We start from the raw sequence: 20732 nt of genomic DNA on the forward strand, positions 1-20732 counted from the left end.
CAGCATGAGTCTGGCATCGTTCCTGAAATCCAGGCTGATTTCTGAAGATCTGGAGCACCACGTAAATCGCATTCGTAAACCCATCGGCACGTTGGGCTATGACCCATGGGGCTACAACAATGAAGCGATCAAATACGGGCTTGCTCTGACCAAACAGATCTACGAGAAATACTTCCGCGTCCAGGCCCATGGCGTCGAGAAGGTCCCGTCCGAAGGTCCCGTTCTCATCATCGCCAACCACAGTGGTCAGTTGCCCATTGATGGACTTCTTATTGGCTATGCGCTGGCGTCCCGCAAAGAAAAGCCCCGTATGCCGCGAGCGATGATCGAACGGTTCTTCCCCACGGTGCCCTGGCTGGGAAATTTACTGAATGAAGTGGGCGCTGTACTCGGAGATCCGGTGAATTGCGCCAAGATGCTGGCCAATGATGAAGCCGTCATTGTCTTCCCCGAGGGCATCCGGGGCTCCGGCAAACTGTATCGCGACCGTTACGAACTCAAGCGGTTCGGCAACGGCTTCATGCACCTGGCCATGAAGTACAAGGCCCCGATTGTTCCAGTGGGTGTCGTGGGCTGCGAAGAAACCATCCCGGCCATCGCCAACATCAAGCCGCTGGCCAAAACTCTGGGAATTCCCTACGCGCCGGTTGCCCTGCCCGTGGTTCTGCCGGCCAAGGTTCACCTGAATTTTGGCGACCCCATGTACTTTGATGACCTTGAAATACAGGAAGAACAAGTCACCGAACGGGTAGAAAAGGTGAAAGCTGAGATCAGCCGGCTGATAGACAAGGGATTGAGTGAACGGAAAAGGCTTTTCTGATGACACAGCAACGCAGACCTCACATTCTGGTTACCGGCGCCGCGGGTGCCTTGGCCCAGCAAGTGATCAACCAACTGCGCGACCGCTGCGATCTCGTGGCCGTCGATTTCCGGGAGCAGGTTTACTTGGGTGATGACATCCCGAGTTATTGCATTGATTTCAACAAACGGGTCTTCGAGGACCTGTTTCGCCGCTATGAGTTCGATGGGGTCATACATCTTGGCCGAATCATGTCGAGCCAGCTCACCCGCATGCGACGGTATAATGCCAACGTGCTTGGCACTCAGAAGTTGCTGGATCTGAGCCACAAGTACGGCATCAAACGGGTTGTTGTGCTGTCCACCTTTCACGTTTACGGTGCTGTCGCCTATAACCCGGCGCTGATTGATGAATCGGCGCCATTGAAGAGCGCTGGCCTGAGTGCCGACCTGATAGATTCGGTGGAACTTGAGAACCTTGCCAACATCTATCTCTGGCGCTACCCGGAGCTCAATATTACCATCTTGAGGCCTTGCAATATTGTTGGTCCCGGCGTAAAGAACTCCATAAGTACCCTGCTTGCCAGTGAGCGGGCACCGGTATTGGCCGGGTTCTCGCCCATGATGCAATTCATCCATATCGACGATATGGCGGACGCGATTGTGCTCGCGTATAAACGACCCGTTCGGGGAGTTTTCAACGTTGCACCTCAGGACTGGGTTGCCTATCAGCACGCATTGAAACTATGTAGCTGCAGACGGATACCAATCCCATCGGTGCCGCCGGTTCTTCCCTCACTGATCCTGCGCACATTGAATCTGAAAAGTTTTCCTTCGTATCTAATGGCGTTTTTCAAGTATCCTGTCGTTATAGACGGCAGGGCATTCGCTAAAGAATTCGGCTTCGAACCCAAGCGGCCGCTCAAGGAAATCTTCCGCTTCTATCGGGATAACAAGAAACCGGTGTAACGTTTCTGCCGTCAGGGACCAGATGACATTCACGCAGGATGCGAGGAATGCTAAGCGACTTTAGCGTAATCAGCCATGTAGCGGCGGCCCTGACCTTCGGGTTGCTGGCCATTCTTGTCGCCACCCGTTACGTTCGGCGCGATGTCGACCGTGCCCTTTTCCTGGCCGCAATTGTTACAACCCTCTGGTCGTCTGCGCTGGTCATGCAGAGTCTTCTCGGATATCCCGGATTTTTCATCCGCTACCTGCTGGAACTGCTGCGGTATGCGGCCTGGATCATTCTGCTTTTTGCCATGCTCCGGAATGCCTTTCACCAGGGCAGCCTGACTGGCCAATTGAAACAGGTCCTGGGAATATCCACCACCATCCTTCTCATACTCTTGCTTGGCTTCGGGATACTCGAGTACGTTTTCGGGCTATCCATTCTGAATGGCAAGACACGACTCCTTGGGCAGATTGCACTGTCACTGCTCGGCTTGTCTCTGGTCGAGCAGATCTGGCGAAACTCCCCCGGCTTTGGCCGTTCGAGCATTAAATATCTCTGTATTGGCGTGGCCACCCTGTTTGCGTTCGACTTCTTCATGTATGCAGATGCCTTGCTGTTTGGCCAGGTGGCAGACTCGTTCTGGAATGCCCGCGGTTTTGTGAACGCCCTTCTCGTTCCCCTGTTCGCCATCAACGTGATCAATACCCGCAAACAACCCGTTGATTTTCAGCTGTCCCATGCTGCCGTCTTCCACGCCGGGACGCTGATCTTTGCCGGCGCTTATTTACTGTGCCTGGCGATTGGCGGCTATTATGTCCGGGTACTTGGAGGTGACTGGGGAGATGCCCTTCAGGTCCTATTCTTCACCATTTCACTGGCCTTTTTGGCGACGCTCATTCTGTCTCGCCGTATCCGCGCCAAACTCATGGTGCTCATCAGTCGGAATTTCTTCGATTATAAGTACGACTATCGCGACGAATGGCTGAAGATGACCAAGGAGTTGGCCAATCTTGGTGACCAGCCGCCCCTTCCCGAGCGAGTGACGAGAATCCTCGCGGGTCTGGTGGAGAGCAATGCGGGCGCAATCTGGCTCAAGGGTGAACAGGACAGCTATGCCCTGAAAGCTTCGGTCAACCTTTCGCCGCCCCGGTACACCGTCATTGACAAGGACTCCGAGCTCGTGCGCTTTTTCAAACACCGGGAATGGGTCGTCGATCTTCGGGAATACCGCGCCGACCCTATCAGCTACGACCTGCTCGAGATTCCCGATGCCATTGCCAAGATGCCCGATGCCTGGCTGATCATTCCCCTTTACCTTGACAACGAACTCTATGGAATCGCCATGGTGGGGAGCCCCTACGCAAAGGTTGAACTGAACTGGGAGAACTTCGATCTGGTCAAGGTGGTTGCCCGACAGACCTGCAATCTGCTGGCCCAGGCAGATGCCCAACACCGACTATCGCGCGCAATGCAATTCGAAGCGGTAAGCAAGGCTTCGGCCTTTATGATCCATGACCTGAAAACAGTCATCGCCCAGCTGTCCCTGTTGGTCAAGAACGCGTCCAAACACAGGAACAATCCGGCCTTCATCGACGACATGATCAATACCACTGATCACGCCGTGCGCAAGATGTCGAATCTGGTTGATCACATGCGCCGGCCCTCCAGTGATACCGGCGGGGACATTAAAGAGCTGGATCTTACCGCGCTGGTCAGCGAACTTCTGGAGCACTACGTCCAGCAACGCCCGGTTCCGCGTTTCGACGGAGATCCACCCCAAGCCCTGATTATGGCTGATGATGAGCAGTTGAGAAGCGTTCTCGGACACCTGATTCAGAATGCCCAGGACGCGACGCCCCCGGACGGCGAGATAACCCTGACGCTCAAGATCTCCAGGGGTAATGCCGTACTGTTTATCCACGATTCCGGTTGCGGGATGACGGAAGAGTTCATCAACTATCAGTTGTTCAAACCCTTCGAGAGCACCAAGGGCCTGACCGGGATGGGGATCGGGGCATTCCAGGCCCGAGAATACCTTCAGAAACTGGGTGGAAGTATTGATGTTACCAGTGAGCCCGGAGTTGGCTCCTGCTTTTCGCTCCGCTTTCCGCTTGCCGAAACCGGCCTCGACGTCGATCAGGAGACTCCCGGAGGGTTTCTGTCCGAGGACGGACACTCCAGAGAGAGCGCCAATTAATCGGCGTTTTTCATTAACACTCGACGAAATCATTGCAAAGCGTCAATCTTCGGTCGAGAATCAAATACAGGGCACTTAGGGAGAAGGGTGTCTCGATAATCGAACAGGGTCTCTAAAACAAGGGAATTGTTGCTGTCGTGACTAGACGACTTTTGATAGTAGAGGACGATCCGGGCCTCCAGAGCCAGATGCGGTGGTGTTTCAGCGACGACCTGGATATTACCGTTGCTTCTGACCGGGATTCCGCCCTCGCCGCGCTCAGACGGGTCGAACCCGACGTGGTGACACTGGACCTGGGCCTACCTCCTGACCCGGGAGGTGCCAGCGAAGGCTTCGGTCTGCTGGAGGACATACTGCGCCTTGCACACATGACGAAAGTCATCGTCGTGACCGGTCGCGAGGACAAGGAGAATGCCGTCAAGGCGATCGGTATGGGTGCCTGTGATTTTTACCAGAAGCCTCTGGATGCCGAGATACTCACCTTTGTTGTGAATCGCGCGTTCAGACTCGCCGAGCTCGAACGGGAAAACCAGGATCTGGCCCAGCATCGTAACGGTACCAACATCAAGGGTATCATTGCTGCCAGCCCTCAAATGCTAGCCATCTGCCGGACCCTGGAAAAGGTGGCCCCCACCGACGTGACGACCCTGATCACCGGCGAAACGGGTACAGGCAAGGAGCTGCTCGCCCGCGCGCTTCACGACCTGAGCCACCGAGCCAAGAAGCCGTTCGCCGCCATCAACTGTGCCGCGATTCCTGAGAACCTATTGGAAAGCGAACTGTTCGGGTTTGAAAAGGGTTCCTTTACCGGGGCAACCCATACCAAAAAAGGCAAGATCGAGAGTGCCAACGGCGGGACCCTGTTCCTCGATGAAATTGGCGACATGCCTATGGCCCTGCAGGCAAAACTTCTGAGGTTTCTGCAGGAGCGGGTTGTCGATCGGGTCGGGTCCGTTCAGCCGATTCCGGTCGATGTAAGGGTGGTGTGTGCCACCCACCGTAATGTCAAAACCCTCATCGAAAGCGGCGATTTCCGCGAAGACCTCTACTACCGGATCAGTGAGATAACCCTCGATGTTCCCGCCGTGAGGGAGCGGAATGGGGATTCGATTGTGATTGCACAATCTCTCCTCAAGGCACTGAGCAAGGACATGGATCGCCCCAACCTCAATTTCACCGAGGACGCCATAGATGCCATCAACAACTACTCGTGGCCAGGTAATGTCCGGGAAATGATCAACAAGGTGAAAAGGGCCACCATCATGGCCGATGGAAAAAGAGTGACCGCGGAGGACCTGGAACTTCCGACCGAAAATCCAACAAAAGATCACCAACTGAACTTGAGACAGGTCCGCGAAAATGCTGAACGCCAGGCCATTGTTCAGGCACTTAGAACCTGTAATTTCAACATCGCCCAGACGTCCAGGTTACTTGGCGTGACTCGACCGACCCTTTACAACCTGACGGACAAGTACCGGATTGAGACATCGACCGCGCCGTCAAAGACCTGAACATCAGGATGTTCATAATAAGACCCGAAAGGAAAAGGACCAGGGCCATGAAATCAGTTTTAGCAGTACGTGCCACCCTCCTCTCCCTCGTCATCGCATTGTCATTGGTGGGCTGTGGCAATGACGACAACGATATGACCCAGACAGACATTCAGTTCCTGAGCCATCTGGACCAGTCACGGTTTTTTCAGCGCCAGGGAGAACTCAAGGCCAGCACACAGGAAGCACGAAGCGCCATAGAACTGAAGCCAAATAATCTTGAACCCTACTTCCTGATCATCGACAACCTGCTTACGGCCGGTGACGCCGTCAACGCTGAGCGGCAGCTGGGGCGCCTGATGGAGCGAATCTCCGAGAAAGACGTCAGCGAGACCATTCGGAACCGGGCCAACCTCATTCTGGCGGAAGCCAAACTGAAACAAGGTAAATTCGACGACGCTCTCGAAGCCCTGGACAAACTCTCCTCGACAGACACAGACACCAAAATCAAGGAACTCCTGCTCAAAGGCCAGATCCTCCTGGGCGCGGGTAACCTCGCCAAAGCAGGACAGACCTTCGGGGAGGCTCGCTCAACCGATCCAGCTTCAGTTGAAGCCTTGATCGGTCTGTCGAAGGTTGCCCTGGCCGAGGGCGACAAGGCCAAGGCCAGGGAATTCCTGGCGGAAGCGGAAGAAATTGACAAGGAAAACGCCGAGCTGTGGTTGTGGAAAGCGCAATTTGCCCACCTCGAAGAAGAGTGGCAGAAAGCCGAAGACGCCTATATCAGGGCATTGGAGGATATTGGCCAGTTCGATGTGATGACCGCCCGGAAATACTCCACGATTTCAGCGCTGATTCGCGTACTCCGCGCCCAGAGCAAATTCTCGGAAGCGTTTGTCTACGAAGAAATCCTGGCCAAATCACCACCGGGTAAAATCCGAAGCAATCTGATTGCAGCGGATGACGCCCTTAAGGAAGGTGATCTGGCCAAGGCAGAACGGTACCTTGAGGAGATTCTGGCCCAGGCACCTAACCACGAACAATCGGTTCTGATGCTTGGCCTTGTGCGCTTCAGGCAAGGCAGGGCTGAAGAGGCACAGGAACTGCTGGCTCCCATCGCAAAAATGGGCAACTCCGAGATCGCCAGTAAGATGCTTGCTGCCACCATGCTCCAGATGGGGAATCCCGAAGGCGCACAGACCACCTTGGCGGAACTGGAAAACGGCGATTCCGACCCCGAAATTCTCACGTTGGTGGCGATTGCTGCATTGGAAAACGGAGACGTGGAAACAGGCGAAGCACTGATGGAAAAAGCGCTGAGCATCAACCCCAACAACCATGAACTCAGGTTACGGTATGCGAGCTACCTCAATCAACGCGGCGAGTATCAGCGCGCGATCAACCAGGCCGATCTGATCAGAAAAGCAGCACCAGATCTGGATCAGGCCCGAAGCATTATCATCCAGGCCCACCTTGGCTCCGGGAACAGAAGGGCTGCCGTTGAAACGGCGGACAGCTGGGTCAAAGCCAAGCCTGAAAGTATTGCAGCGCTGATTATGCGAGGTAATCTTGCGCTGAATGCTGGTGATCCGGAGGCAGCCCGCAAGTATTTTACGGCCGCCAAAGCAAAAGCGCCCCAGTCCGTTGCGCCCGTGATCGCCCTCGGTAAGCTGGCCCTGGCGCAGAATGACCGAGCGGAAGCCCGAGAACAGTTCCAGAAGGCGGCCCAATTGGCTCCCGACAGTGCACAGGCGTTGCAGGGGCTGATCTCCGTTCAGGACCGAGGAGAAACCGAACAATTCATGAGCGAGATTCTGCAGCAGCGTCCAGATGCGACCGGTCCCCGCCTGATACTGCTGGAAATCGCCCTGCTCGAAAACGACAATGAATCCGCGAACACTCTCACGGCCTCGCTGCTGGAACGCGCGGAAGAGGATACCCCTTCGCCTGCCTCACATCTGGTTGCAGACATCTACAGTAACGTTGTGTCGAACTTGAAGGGCACCGGCAATGATGAGAGAGCGGCTTCAGTTCTTGAACGGGCGCAGGTTCTGTTTCCGGACAATGAGCAGATAACTCTCCAGGCTGCCCAGCAGGCGTTCGAATATAGCCGGACCGATGAGGCGATGAATATTCTGAACAAGGCCAAAGAACAGTTTCCAAACTCTCCTCGCCCTTACCTGACCGAGGCCGAGTTTCGTGAAAGAGAGGCCGAGTACCAACGCGCCGCTCAACTCTATCATGAGGCACTGGATAAGGCCTCGAGTGCGGACATCATCACCGGTTACGTAAGAAATCTGCAGAGGTCCGGACGCACCAACGACGCCCTGGCCTATCTGGAGTCTGAACTCGGAAACTCCCCCGGCAATAGCAAGCTCCGGCTCAACCTCGCCCTTTTACAGCAGTCGACTGGAAAAGAGAACAGCGCCAGGTCCAATTACGAGGTGCTGCTGGAATCGATGCCGAACAATACCGTGGTTCTGAATAATCTGGCGTGGCTTTACCACAAAACAGGCGACGAGCGTGCCGTTGCTCTGGCTGAGCGTGCTTACGAGCTCAGTCCGGAGAACGCCGCAATCGCAGACACCTATGGCTGGATCATGCTGAAATCGGGCAACCATCGGGAGAGCGTACCGGTTCTCGAAAAAGCTCATGCACTTCAGCCGGATTCAGAAGAGATCGCCCGACATCTTGCCGAAGCCTACCGTGTTGTCGGTATGAACTCCGCCGCTCAGAGGATCCTGAAGAAGTTTGGCGAACAAGGTTAACAGCGACGGCTAAACTGGGACTCGCGAAACCTGTGATAAGGTGTCATTTTGGGGTATCTTTAAACAGGTTTAGCCAGAAGACGGTCGAAGTAAAAGGAATTTATGAGTGCCAGTCCCGGGTTTTCACGCCACTACCTGTGGGTACTTGCTATCCCGCTGCTGATCCTTGGCCTGTGGGCGGAATGGCAGGATTTTTTCAGCCTCTGGTATGACTCCATCATTTACAATCACGGCTACCTGGTTCTTGCCGGTACGCTGTATCTGCTGTTTGTCCGCAGACATGCCCTCCAAAAGCTCACCATCAATGGCTCACCCCTGGCAATCGTTCTGCTGGTGGGTGCCAGCGTCGCCCTTTTGTTCTCTCAGGCCGCGGATATACAGGTTTTCCGGCTTCTCTTGGCGCCCATTATCATTTTGCTTTGGGGTTGGTCCATCTGGGGGCGGGATTTCCTGAAAGTAGCCGGCGGACCCATCTTGCTGTTGTGTTTCGCTGCTCCCATCTGGGACGATTTCTCACCTTTGCTCCAGCACATCACGGTTTTTTTCAACAATATCTTTCTTCAAATAGCCGATATCGAAGCAACCATCAACGAATTTCTGATCACCCTGGAAGTGGGAGCCTTCCTGGTTGAAGGCGGTTGCAGTGGCGTACGTTACCTCATGGTTGCGCTCTTCCTTGGCGCCTTCTATGGGCAGCTTTACTACCGTTCATTCAGGTCAAAGGTGCTATTGATCATCACGGCAGGCCTGTTTTCCCTGCTGGCTAACTGGATCAGGGTCTTCGGGATCATTGCCGCAGGCCATTATACCAATATGCAAACCTCGCTGGTGAAGGACCATGAGCTGTTTGGCTGGGTTATCTTCATCATCTTTACCCTGGTTCCAGTTTTCCTGATCTCTTCCAGGCTGGAGAGCTCGCCGCAGGAAACCACGAAAGACGAGATATCCGGTACGACATCGGGGCGGGTTGGCGGAAAACATACTTCGGTCTTCTGGCCCATTGTGGCGTCTTTTCTGCTTATCTGGCCGCCACTCGTCCCCATCGCCCTTCAAGCGAAAACCGAGAAGGTGGCGCAATCCTGGCATCCGACGCTGGTGGAGGGTGATTCCGACTGGCGAGGCCCGCTGAAACACGCCAACGTTTGGCAGCCCGACTTCTCAGATCCAGACATCGATCTCAGTGGTGTCTATGTTTCCAATGATCTCAACCAGGTTCAATTACAGATCACCGGGTACCGAAACCAGTCCCAGAACAAGGAGTTGATCTTTTATAAGAATCGACTTTTTGACAGTGCTGACTGGCAGCTTATTTCAACTGAGAAACGTGAAATCGGGGATGCTTACCGCCAAAGCCCCAATCACGTCAATGAGACGGTCATCCGGAACAAGGTAGACCGGGCGCAGGTTATTGTCTGGTCCTGGTATGACGTCGGTGGGTTCCTGACCGATTCCAAATTTGAGGCCAAGGTGGCTGGAGCCTTCAAAAAAATAACCGGGGACAGCCGCGGCGCACTTTGGGCACTAGCCGGACGTTGCGAGGTTTCGAAAAGCTCAGAGTGTGAACAGCAGAGAAAGGCGTTCACACTATTTCTTGAAAGCTTTCTCCAGTAAATCAGACAGCGCCTGAAAGCCGGGTTACAGGAACTCCCTGCACCGGGAACTCGTTGATCAGCGCGGCCAAAACGCGTTCATCCCTTTCGGACTTCTCCTCCAGGTAGTCACCAATGACACCCTCCCGAATCCGACGCCAAGTGTCGCGTTTAGCGCGGGTGTCGAACATATCATGCAGGTACAGTCGTCCTTTTGTTGTTAACCGGGTCGAGCGGCATCTCGAATGCTCAATATCTTCAATAGCTTTTATCATCATGCTGACTCCCAATCTCACCACCTTTTCGTAAAGGCTGTTCGGGTTGTCGCCATCGCTGATGCTCGGCCTTCCCTGGTAAACCACATCACCGTCGTCTACGCCTTCGGAGACGAAATGGACGGTTGCACCAATGCATTCGGGCTCCCGATTGTGAATAGCCCAATCCGTCGTAAACAATCCCCGATAAAACTGGGATAAACCACCATGCAGATTCAGAGTGCCATGTGGCGGTATGGAGAGTATCTCTGCCTTCATAATCGAGGCGCCACAGACTGCAATGACATCGGGCGCCAACTGCTGGATCCAATCTCGATATTCCGGCGAATTAATTGCGTTGACCCCTTCGGTACGCAGAACCTCGACCCCATCCACCGGATGCAGGACACGTCCTTCTTCACCGAAGTCGAGGGCATTCTCTTCCCGATTGTAATCCTGCTTTCCCTCAATCAACTTCCGGTCCACGACTTCCACGACTTTCCGCGAAAATACGAGGGGATTGCTTGCATACTTCATGGCTTTACTGAGAAGTGACGACCCATCCCTCTCGGGGATCTGGTTCTCAACTACAATCCCAACGACATTCAGGGATTTCATGAGCTGATTCGCGAAGAAAATATCCGACTTGTCCTGACTGACCACTACCACTGTGCGCATTGATCCAATCTCCTTATGGCGTATTCAGGCGGTCCGAGGCCTGGTTTTCGTCGATCTGATCAACCGCTTAATTACCGGAATAACGCGGCGTTCAACAAAATAGATAGCCCGCAGCTTCAGGCTGTCTCCAAACAGTTCAACTGAACAGAAACTCCGGTAGTCGCTGGTCCATTTGCTCAGGTACCAGTAATCGTCGGCGCAGGTGTAATACTGCCGATAGAGCCCTTGCTCGAAAAGGTCTTTGAGCGCGGAATACTCCAGGACTGATCCAGGCGAATACGCCTTGAACCGCTCATCGTAGTCTGCCCGAATGGGATAAACGACATTGTCGAAAGTCAGGTGAACCTCGAAAGCGACGGGGGTGGTTTTATGACGAACGATCCAGGCGCTAAGATCCCCGGACTTACCAAACGTCCCCACCAGATTGAGCAAAAAATGCCGGCTTCGCTGATTCGATCGCAAGTCATTTCCGATAGAGGCCTTCCAGCTATTGGCTGAGATCGCGATGAGCTCATCAATGATTGGTTGATCGGCGCCAGTGATCATCTCGTGGTCGATCGTAAAGTCACCGTCGTTCCTAAACCTGTTAAGTTTGTGATTCAGGCTTTTCTTCAGGCTTCGTGACCTTGACTGATAAAACTCTTTCCAACTGCCATCAATATCAATGACCGGGGTTCGTAGACTGGGCTTTTCCAGCACCCTCTCATGGCCAGGCTTTGACCTATCCGTAAGAAAGCGTTTGAGCTCACTTGTCTGGTCTATCTTGAAGAAAAGACCAACTTCCTTTGAGCTAATCTGAGTCAGTGCTGAATAGACCTCCTCAGTTTCAGAGGGGGTTAGTGCGGAATCAACAATTACCGAAGAATAGGGACTATGACCGTTAGCTGCCAATTTCAACAGCGTAATAGGCACTCCACGGTAGCGCTCCCGGGTACGAATCAGAGGTGCAATGCCAACCAGCGCCTCGTTTCTATAGACGCACCTGAATTCCATCTCCATATCGACGGCAAACGCTTTCCACCAGGCAAGAAGCCAGCCATGGGTCAGTGGTAGAGGAGTCGGAGCCAGCTTGGCGACAAATTCGTCCCATTCTGGTTGTATGCGATTAAACTCTTCCTCCCCCCTGATTCTTTTTAACTCCACAGTATTAGGTTTTCCCGCCAATATATAAGAGGTTAGCGCCAAACATGAGATATTCTCCTATCCAGAAAACCACCATCGTTTTTCTCGTTGGGAAAATGAATCATTCCTGTCATTGGCAAGTGCTCTGCTGGATCTAGGCTGCAGATAGCCGGTGTTTGACCTTGCGAAGCTGGTCGAGTACATCGATCGCCCGGCGTTTGATCCAGAAGTCCAGCAACGGCTGATTCAGCCAGTCCTTCAGGCTGTTCTGAAGCCAGAAGTAATTGACCGACACATTACGCCCTTCGGCTTCAATGAAGTGCCAGGTTCCAGCCGGGATGAAAAGGGCCTGCCCTTCTTCCAGCCAACCAGACAATCCCTTTGCCTGGCTCAGTTTCGGGAACCGACTGAAGTCCGGATTCTGACAATCAATTTTGCTGTCAACCACCCGGTTCTCAAGGAGAGCCTTCAGGCTGAAGGGACTGTATGGATACATGCAGTCGCTTTGATCCGGAGAGAAAAGAATGAAGCGCTTCCGTCCCTCCAACATCATCAAGAGACTGTGGGTTTCATCGTAGTGAAGAAGGGATTTGTTCTGCCCCGGTCCGATGTACAGGTTGGAAACCCGGAACCGGGATTCTGGAACGAACGGCGGTAGAGAGACGTCAATTTCCTGGGGAAGATCGCCCGACACGCCTTGTCCCCTCAGCGGTTCAAGCGCATAGCCGTTCTGAGTCGTCTCCATGACCTGGTCAAAATCGGGCATCGGGATACGTTCGAAGCCAAGGTAATGATAAATCCCATCCTCGGACTTACGCTGAATCCGGATCGATTTCAGTGAATTCCTGAAAAATTCATAGTCCCAGTTTCGCGTAAACGGCAACGCCTCCCGGATACCGTCCAGCAAAACAGGTTGTCGCTTCTGGATAAATCTGGTCAAGCCCTCCTGATCGGAGGGAAAAGGAATGGTTTCAATAGCTTCCGGCGCAGACAGATCAAATAAGTTCATCATGACATCCCTTTTCAACGAACTGGAACTGTTCGAATTCCCTTTAAAAGCCTAGCCCTGCTTTTCACCGGATGGCGAGGGACAATTTAACGATATGCCATGGTCCCTAAAGCTGCAAGCACTACCAACGGCTTTCATATTCAACAGCTTCTCAACCAGTTTGTTCCCTGAACCTTATCCGATCTGAGCGATTAACGGCTGGCGCTGAATCAATTTTTCATCGTATTTATACCGGTGTAACCTACAACCTGCCCGCTTAAACTGGATAAAGTATCCCGGTCCTCGCTTGATCGAGCCTAGTCAACATCCTAATGTTTATAATACTGGCTTTCCTTTTTTGGAGTTTTACCGCCATCAGTCTGGATACTTCCCCGGAAAATTCATCCGGGAGACAGGCGAACTCTTTTCTAACGCCAATCGAGCGAATGCCCCTCTCATGAATGCAGACAGTATTGTGGCGATTGAACGGCGACTGAGATCCTTCAGCCAGGCAAATCTCTACCTCTGCGCAGGGGAACTGACGCAAGACCAGTCCCAATATGTCATTGAAAGAGAACTGATGCGCAGGGCGGGTGCCAAACGAAAGAAAGAGTTTTTTTCCGGTCGCTGCCTGGCCCGCCTGGCGCTCAAACGCGCAGGATGGCCAATCCAGGCGCTCGATCGTGGCCCCCTGGGTAACCCGATCTGGCCTGCGCACATCATTGGCTCGATAACGCACGACCAGCACTTCGGCATGGCAGTTGTTACCCACGACAGTGAAGTTCAGGGTATCGGCATTGATCTGATTGAGAACCCGGGCAAGGTTGACCGCCAAATCGACCACCTGATCATGCACGTTGAGGAAGAACTACTGCTGGCAGCCCGCTTTCCGGAGCTGCCTGCCCCTGCGGTCGCTTTCAGTGTTAAGGAAGCAGTGGTTAAAGCTGTCTCCGTACACATTGGCCGTTTCATGGATTTTCTGGACATCCAGCTGACGGCCTCGGATCAGGGGATCAGTGCCCGGGTCAATGGCTTCCCTCGCCCGATACCCTGCATCGTAATTGCGACAGAATTCGGACTCTTGAGCGCGTGCTTTTTCCGCCTCAGGAACTGAAAGCTTATACCACCTGACATACCTCCAGGATGCCCGCACGGGATATAGCGCAATGCTCTTTGCTATGCTAGTTTACATATTGTAACAACCGGTCTGTGCGCTGTCTTACAGGCCACCTGATTCTTGGCATGGAGTCCCGCCGAGCTGTGTTCGTTGATCTCTATCTAGGGAAGGCAGAGAGATGGATGCTAGAGAGTCTCCCCCCGTAGTACCCGGCTTCCTCGCCCAGTTTGAACACACGGTCCGCGAGTGTGCCGGAGATCCTGCCCTGTGGGTATCCGGGCAAACGGTTTCCTATGGGGACCTGTACAACAATGCGCTCATCATTCAGGAAGAAATTGCAGCAATAAGCGTCCCCCGAGGCACCCCGATAGCCATCCACACCCACAATCGTGAGTTGGCCATTACGGCAATGATCGCCATTCTTCGGCATGGCTGTGCTTATCTTCCTCTGGACCCCATGTATCCGGAGGATCGCCTTAACTATATGGTCAGCCACGCCGGCGCGGCCCTTACCGTTACCGATAACGATGATTTCAGATCCCCTGTCGGTAGCCACCTGGATCTTCGTGATATTGCTTTTGGCCCTGTTTCAGAGTCAGCGCCGCAGAGTGCCCCTATTACGCCGGAAACTGATGCTTACGTCATCTATACCTCCGGCTCAACAGGCAAGCCCAAGGGCGTTCTGATGAATCACGGCACGCTGGACAACCTGATTTTCTGGCAAAACAACCATTATGAGCCGGGTACGCGCTACCGGACCCTGCAATTTTCAGCTTTGAGTTTTGATGTCTCGTTTCAGGAAACCTTTTCCACCCTGAGTCAGGGTGGAACCCTGTATCTCATCGACCAGGAGCTCAAACAGGATTTCCGCCGCCTGCTTGAGTTCATTGAAGAGCAACGAATTGAGCGGATCTTCCTCCCTTACATCGCGCTGCTTCAATTGGTCATGTGGGCGAACCGCCTGCGGCTATACCCGGTTTCCCTAAGGGAAGTTATCACTGCGGGCGAACAGCTGGTCATTAGCAAGGAATTACGTACCGCCTTTAACGCATTGAAAAATGCGACCCTGATTAACCAGTACGGGCCCTGCGAAACCCATGTGGTAAGCGAATATGCGCTCCATTGGCCGGCGGATGACTGGCCAGCTTTGCCACCGATTGGCAAAGCCATCGACCACGCAGAACTCTTGATTCTGGACGAGGAGCGAAACCCGGTTGATCAAGACGAAGTCGGCGAACTGTACATCGCGGGCCCGGTCTTGGCACACGGTTACATAAACAGCCCCGAACAGACCGAACAACGCTTCATCACGCTTTCGAATCTCGACGGACAGCGAGCCTACCGCACGGGCGACCTTGTTAGTCGTGACGCTGCGGGCGACCTTCTTTACCGCGGACGCATCGACAACCAGGTCAAAATCAGTGGTTACCGGGTGGAGCTCAGTGAAGTTGAAGCCCGACTGCTGGACACTGGCCTGATCCAGGAAGCTGCCGCCGCAGTTCAGGAAATCAACGGGCAGAAGAAGCTGGTGGCTTTCGTCACTGCTGACTCCGGGACCGGCGACATCGAAGCTTCCCTCAAACGGAGACTTCAGGCACTGATGCCGGGCTACATGATTCCGAGCCGGTTTTACTGGGTTGATAAGCTCAGGAAGACGCCCTCGGGAAAGATAGACCGGAAATCAATGCTGGAATCATTGGACGGCGTCGCCACGGAATCCTCCAGCCGGCAGGAAGACCTGTCCGAATCCCTGTTGACCATTATCAGACGAGAACTGGATCTCGCCGATCTGGTCACTGAGGATAACCTGCAGGATCGCGGAATGGATTCCCTAGCCGCTAACCGGATTGCTGCGTCGTTCTATGAGCAGCAGGGGCTTTCCATCCCTGTGTACTCCCTGTTCCAGTACCGAACCCTGGGGCAGTTCCTGAACTATGCAGTGACCCGCCACAGTGTTCCGGTAACGGGCACCGCTGACGGCCCGGCTCAGACAAAGAGCAGCACCGACGCTGCAGCCCGGGATGTCGCGATCATTGGAATGTCCTTGCGAGTTCCCGGCGCGAATTCACTGGAAACCTTCTGGCAGAATCTCCTTGAAGGCACAGAGAGCATCACCTTCTTCACGCCCACAGACAGTGACAGTGGTTACGTTAATGCCCGCGGGATCCTGGACGATCCCCTGGGCTTCGATGATCGCTTCTTCGGGATCAGTCCGATCGAGGCCGAGTTCATAGATCCGCAACAGCGTTTGCTGCTCGAACTCGCGTGGCACGGCCTGGAAAATGCCGGCTACGATCCGGAGCAGTTCGCCGGTCGGATTGGCGTCTATTGTGGCGTTGGCAACAACACTTACTACCTCAACAATGTTCTGAAAAATCAGGAGAAACTCGAAGATTATGGCGCACTTCAGGCAATGGTGGCGAATGAAAAGGATTACGCCGCAACCCGCCTCGCCCACAAACTGAACCTGGTCGGACCGGCTCTCAGCATTCACAGTGCCTGTTCGACCTCACTGGTAGCTGTAGCGGAGGCCGTTGAAGCCATCCGACAAGGCCGTTGTGATATTGCCATCGCTGGGGGCGCATCCCTTACATTTCCGCAGCAACAGCCCCATACCCACCAGGAAGGCAGCATTTATACCCGTGACGGTCACACGCGTCCTTTCGATAAAGACAGTTCAGGCACGGTCTTCAGCGATGGCGGCGGCATCGTCGTACTGAAACGGCTGGATGAAGCCCAGAAAGATCGGGACTACATCTACGCGGCCATAACCGGCGTTGCGGTCAATAACGATGGGGCGGAGAAAGGCAGTTTTTCCGGGCCCAGCGTTCAAGGCCAGAAATCCGTCATTCAGGCCGCCATCAATGATGCACGCCTCGATGTTAACCGCGTCGGCTACGTTGAAGCTCATGGCACCGCTACCCCGATCGGTGACCCGATTGAGGTTTCGGCGCTGAGTGCGGCGTTTGCCGAGTACACGCCAAACAAACAATTCTGCCAACTGGGGTCAGTGAAGAGTAATTTTGGTCACCTGACTGCTGCCGCGGGGGTCGCGGGACTTATCAAATGCGCCCTGGCCGTTGATCGCGCCAAGATTCCACAAACAATCAATTTCAAGACCCCTAACCCGGAACTGAACCTGAGCCAGACTCCGTTTATGGTCGCGCATAGCGCGACCGACTGGAATAAACCCCGGTCAGAGCGCATTGCCGGGGTCAGCTCTTTCGGGATTGGCGGCACCAATGCCCATGTTCTGCTCAAGGGCACCGAATCCATGGCCGGGCCCGACCACTCGGCCACACCGGAATGGGTGCCACTCTGTTTCAGTGCGCACTCTGCCAGTGCCCTCTCGTCACTGCTGGCAAGCTATCAACCGTTCCTGAACGAGTCCAACGACCGAACGTATCGAGCAGAGCTAGCCGCCGCGTTGATCCACAACCGTCGCAAATTTCGTTACCGCATTGCTCTCCCACAGGACATCGAGGTTCACGACCTTATCGCCATGATTGAGGAGGCCGAGGATACCGAGGCGGCATTCACAGCCCCCACAGTCGCTTTTGCCTTCCCCGGCCAGGGCTGTCAGGTAGCGGGCATGGGGCGCGCCCTTTATGCCAGCATCCCGGCGTTTCGTGAGGCCTTTGACGAGTGTGCCGGAATCCTCCGGCGTCAACATGATCTGGATATCCTCTCACTGGTGTTTGAGTCCGGCGATCCCCTGAAGGATACCCAGAAAACCCAGATCAGCCTGTTCTGCTTCGGATATGCCCTTTTCGCTGCACTGCACAGCATCGGGATAAAGCCAAGTGCCGCTATTGGGCACAGTATCGGTGAGTTGTTAGCAGCGACAATATCGGGGGTTTTTGACCTGCCCACGGCTATTCGAGTAGTCATGACCCGCGGCGAAGTCATGCAGGCACAACCCTCGGGTTCAATGTTGGCAGCGCGTGCCGGTATCGACCAACTGTCTCCGCTGTTGCCTAAGACAGTCGTCGTTGCGGCTGAAAATACCGCCGACGCCTGCACCCTGTCCGGAGACCATGATGGGATTGATGAGGCAGCAGCAATACTGGAACAGAATTCCATCAAATTCCGGGCGCTGAATACCTCTCACGCCTTTCACTCACCCGCCATGGATGCTGCCAGTGAGGCCTTCAGTCAGCGTTTGAAGGGTGTGGAACTTAACGCCCCTAGCCTGCCTTTTATCTCCTGCGTCACGGGCGAGTGGATAACCGATCAGCAGGCAACTGACATCCGTTACTGGGCCCGGCAGATTCGAGAGCCGGTTCAGTTCCGCAAAGGTTGCCAGACCCTCGGAACACTCAAGAATCTGGTCGTCCTGGAGTGCGGACCACAAGGCACGGTTTCCGGGATGGCTCTGCAGAACCTGGACGATAAATCCGATCTTGCATTGATTCCTCTGGCCATAGAAGCCGGCAACTCCGACAAAGAACTCGCTTCATTCTCTCGGGGGCTGGGTCAGGCCTGGTCCAAAGGCGTGGTGATCGACTGGCCCTGCGAATTGGCAAACCCGTCTTTGCGGGTTCAATTGCCGGGATACCCTTTCCAGCATCGGACCCACGTAATCGAACCCGAGCCGGTTGCCCCGGCGGCGGCAAGTACCGCTATCAACGCAGTTGACACCGATCAGGTCACTGCAATCGCTACTTCACAGAATTCGGCTGGGCAAAGCATGAACGATGACATCGCTGAAAAATTGCGCACTCTGTTTTCTGACCTATCCGGTATTGATCTCAGTCAGGCCGATGGAAACGCGACATTCTTCGAACTCGGTCTGGATTCCTTATTGCTCACGCAGTCAACCATCAAGATCAAGAAGAAGTTCAAGGTAAACATCACCTTCCGACAACTTCTCAATGATTATGGAAACCTCGATAAGCTGGGCGAGTATCTCATTAGTCAGGGGGCCGATACCGGCGTCAACACTGTGACCCAGAGCGTTTCCGGGGATGTTCCGGCACCGCGTCAAACCGCCACGCCAGGCGAAGCCAATGCAACAGTTTCTTCCGGCCAACCCAGTCCATTGCCCTCGTTCGCCCTTACAGCAGGGGCATCCGGCGAAATTCAGTCGTTACTGCATCAACAAATGCAGATTCTCCAAGGCCAACTGGCACTGCTTTCGTCATTATCGAGCCAGCCCTCCCAGGGTGGCTCGACTCATTCCTCTTCTGAGGGTGTAACCGGCAGTCATGACCAGACGAGGCCAACGACTTCGCCGATCAAGCCTTTCGGGGCCGGCACACGCATCAATGTCAAACGCAGTAATGAGATGACGCCCAAGCAGCAGGCGAATTTCGACGAACTGGCAACTCGCTACAACACTCGATTTGCACGCTCAAAGGAGTTTGCCCAGAACAACCGCAAGCAACTGGCGGACCCGAGGGTTGTTTCGGGGTTTCGTAATGTGATCAAGGAAGTCATTTATCCGATTGTGGTTGAGCGTTCCGAGGGCCCCTACCTCTGGGATATCGACGGCGGAAAACTGATTGATGTCACCTGTGGTTTTGGCAGTAATGTCTTTGGCAACTCTGCGCCCTTTATCAAGGATGCGATATCGCGGCAGCTCGATCTCGGCTATGAGATTGGCCCGCAACACCCTCTCGTTGCCGATGCTTCCCGACTGTTTTGCCAGATCACGGGCAACGAACGCGTGGCCTTCTGCAATACCGGGTCAGAAGCGGTTCTTGGGGCCATGCGTTTGGCCCGGACGGTGACCGCCAAGGAGAAAGTCGTCATCTTTGAGAACGATTACCATGGCATCCACGACGACGTTATCGTTACCCGGGGAAGCAGCGGATTCGCCGTTCCGGCGGCCGCGGGCATTCCCGAAGCTGCCGTCGAGAACATGATTGTCCTCGATTATGGTAATGACGACTCGCTCGCCTACATTCGAGAGCATGCTGAAGAGATCGCGGCCATCCTGGTTGAACCTGTTCAAAGCCGCAACCCTGACCTGCAGCCAAAAAGCTTTCTTCAGAAGGCCCGGACACTGTGTTCAGAAAAGCAGATTGCGCTCATTTTTGACGAAGTAATCACCGGGTTTCGAATCCACCCACGCGGAGCACAGGGTTATTACGGTATTGATGCCGATATCTGTACCTACGGCAAGATTGTCGGCGGCGGTCTCCCTATCGGCGCCATATCCGGAAAAGCCGAGTTCATGGACGCGTTGGACGGCGGCCAATGGCAATTCGGTGACGACTCTGCTCCCGAGGTCGGTGTGACCTATTTTGCCGGCACATTCGTTCGCCACCCCCTGGTGTTGGCCGCCGCAGTTGCTGTTTTGCAGCGCCTGACCGAAGAACCAGGGCTTCAGGACGACCTGAACCAGCGTGCCAGTCAGATGGTGAGGGATATCAATCACTACGCCCAACTGGTTGGCGCCCCGCTGAAAATCGAAAATTGCGGATCTATGTGCAAGGTAAAGATTCCGCAGGACATAGCGTTCGAGGAGCTGATCTATATCCTCCTGCGCGAGAAAGGCATCCATATCTGGGATGCGCGCCCAATGTTCATCACCACCGCCCACAGTGACGAAGACATAAGCGGTATCGTCAACGCTTTCAAACAGGCCATGGACGAGATGATTGCCATGGACTTTTTCCCGACCACCCAGGATTCGGTACAGGCGGCAAACGGGAGCGGTCAACGGCCTCCGGTCGAGGGTGCTCGACTCGGTCGTGATGAATCCGGAAAGGCCGCCTGGTATATCCCTTCCAAAACGAACAAGAACCAGTTCGAGAAATGGGCAGGTTAAC

General features: G+C 54.3%; 11 protein-coding genes. 8 read left to right on the forward strand and 3 right to left on the reverse strand.

Annotated elements, in window-relative coordinates:
• Positions 1-4 precede the first annotated feature (4 nt).
• From K0B93_RS03495 to xrtA, 6 genes are all read left to right on the forward strand, one after another.
• Positions 5-820, forward strand: coding sequence for a lysophospholipid acyltransferase family protein (locus tag K0B93_RS03495; RefSeq protein WP_219865847.1), 816 nt, complete (start codon positions 5-7; stop codon positions 818-820).
• A complete protein-coding gene (locus K0B93_RS03500; RefSeq protein ID WP_219865848.1) occupies positions 820-1767 on the forward strand; it encodes an SDR family oxidoreductase in 948 nt (315 codons plus the stop codon). The genes K0B93_RS03495 and K0B93_RS03500 overlap by 1 nt, the downstream gene beginning before the upstream one ends.
• 47 nt (positions 1768-1814) lie before the next feature.
• Positions 1815-3950 (forward strand): XrtA/PEP-CTERM system histidine kinase PrsK, encoded by a 2136-nt coding sequence (prsK, locus tag K0B93_RS03505; protein WP_219865849.1) that lies wholly within the window; start codon positions 1815-1817, stop codon positions 3948-3950.
• Between the two features lie 137 nt (positions 3951-4087).
• A complete protein-coding gene (gene prsR / locus K0B93_RS03510; protein ID WP_219865850.1) occupies positions 4088-5461 on the forward strand; it encodes a PEP-CTERM-box response regulator transcription factor in 1374 nt (457 codons plus the stop codon).
• A 47-nt stretch (positions 5462-5508) separates the two neighbouring features.
• A complete protein-coding gene (locus K0B93_RS03515; protein WP_219865851.1) occupies positions 5509-8208 on the forward strand; it encodes a tetratricopeptide repeat protein in 2700 nt (899 codons plus the stop codon).
• A 102-nt stretch (positions 8209-8310) separates the two neighbouring features.
• The gene (xrtA, locus tag K0B93_RS03520) at positions 8311-9819 is read left to right on the forward strand and encodes an exosortase A (protein WP_219865852.1); all 1509 of its coding nucleotides are present in this window, start codon (positions 8311-8313) and stop codon (positions 9817-9819) included.
• 1 nt (position 9820) lies between these two features.
• On the opposite strand, the gene K0B93_RS03525 is transcribed toward xrtA, so the two are convergent.
• The 3 genes from K0B93_RS03525 to K0B93_RS03535 form a co-directional block, all read right to left on the reverse strand.
• Positions 9821-10729: a formyl transferase gene (locus K0B93_RS03525; RefSeq protein WP_219865853.1), complete on the reverse strand. Its 909-nt coding sequence runs from the start codon at positions 10727-10729 to the stop codon at positions 9821-9823.
• A 24-nt stretch (positions 10730-10753) separates the two neighbouring features.
• A complete protein-coding gene (locus K0B93_RS03530) occupies positions 10754-11914 on the reverse strand; it encodes a GNAT family N-acetyltransferase (RefSeq protein ID WP_219865854.1) in 1161 nt (386 codons plus the stop codon).
• A gap of 91 nt (positions 11915-12005) precedes the next feature.
• The gene (locus tag K0B93_RS03535) at positions 12006-12863 is read right to left on the reverse strand and encodes a cupin-like domain-containing protein (protein WP_219865855.1); all 858 of its coding nucleotides are present in this window, start codon (positions 12861-12863) and stop codon (positions 12006-12008) included.
• 433 nt (positions 12864-13296) lie between these two features.
• Between K0B93_RS03535 and K0B93_RS03540 the strand changes: the two genes are divergently transcribed.
• Positions 13297-13953, forward strand: coding sequence for a 4'-phosphopantetheinyl transferase family protein (locus K0B93_RS03540; RefSeq protein ID WP_219865856.1), 657 nt, complete (start codon positions 13297-13299; stop codon positions 13951-13953).
• A 181-nt stretch (positions 13954-14134) separates the two neighbouring features.
• Complete coding sequence (locus K0B93_RS03545) at positions 14135-20731, forward strand: polyketide synthase (RefSeq protein ID WP_219865857.1); 6597 nt, start codon at positions 14135-14137, stop codon at positions 20729-20731.
• The last annotated feature ends 1 nt before the right edge of the window (position 20732 follow it).

The organism is Marinobacter sp. F4218 (assembly GCF_019443085.1).
Lineage (GTDB): Bacteria > Pseudomonadota > Gammaproteobacteria > Pseudomonadales > Oleiphilaceae > Marinobacter > Marinobacter albus.

Excerpts from the sequence above, each read along its gene's own strand:
- K0B93_RS03495 (WP_219865847.1), top strand. The coding sequence starts at position 5 with ATGAGTCTGGCATCGTTCCTGAAATCCAGGCTGATTTCTGAAGATCTG.
- K0B93_RS03500 (WP_219865848.1), top strand. The coding sequence starts at position 820 with ATGACACAGCAACGCAGACCTCACATTCTGGTTACCGGCGCCGCGGGT.
- prsK (WP_219865849.1), top strand. The coding sequence starts at position 1,815 with ATGCTAAGCGACTTTAGCGTAATCAGCCATGTAGCGGCGGCCCTGACC.
- K0B93_RS03515 (WP_219865851.1), top strand. The coding sequence starts at position 5,509 with ATGAAATCAGTTTTAGCAGTACGTGCCACCCTCCTCTCCCTCGTCATC.
- xrtA (WP_219865852.1), top strand. The coding sequence starts at position 8,311 with ATGAGTGCCAGTCCCGGGTTTTCACGCCACTACCTGTGGGTACTTGCT.
- K0B93_RS03525 (WP_219865853.1), bottom strand. The coding sequence starts at position 10,729 with ATGCGCACAGTGGTAGTGGTCAGTCAGGACAAGTCGGATATTTTCTTC.
- K0B93_RS03535 (WP_219865855.1), bottom strand. The coding sequence starts at position 12,863 with ATGATGAACTTATTTGATCTGTCTGCGCCGGAAGCTATTGAAACCATT.
- K0B93_RS03540 (WP_219865856.1), top strand. The coding sequence starts at position 13,297 with ATGAATGCAGACAGTATTGTGGCGATTGAACGGCGACTGAGATCCTTC.
- K0B93_RS03545 (WP_219865857.1), top strand. The coding sequence starts at position 14,135 with ATGGATGCTAGAGAGTCTCCCCCCGTAGTACCCGGCTTCCTCGCCCAG.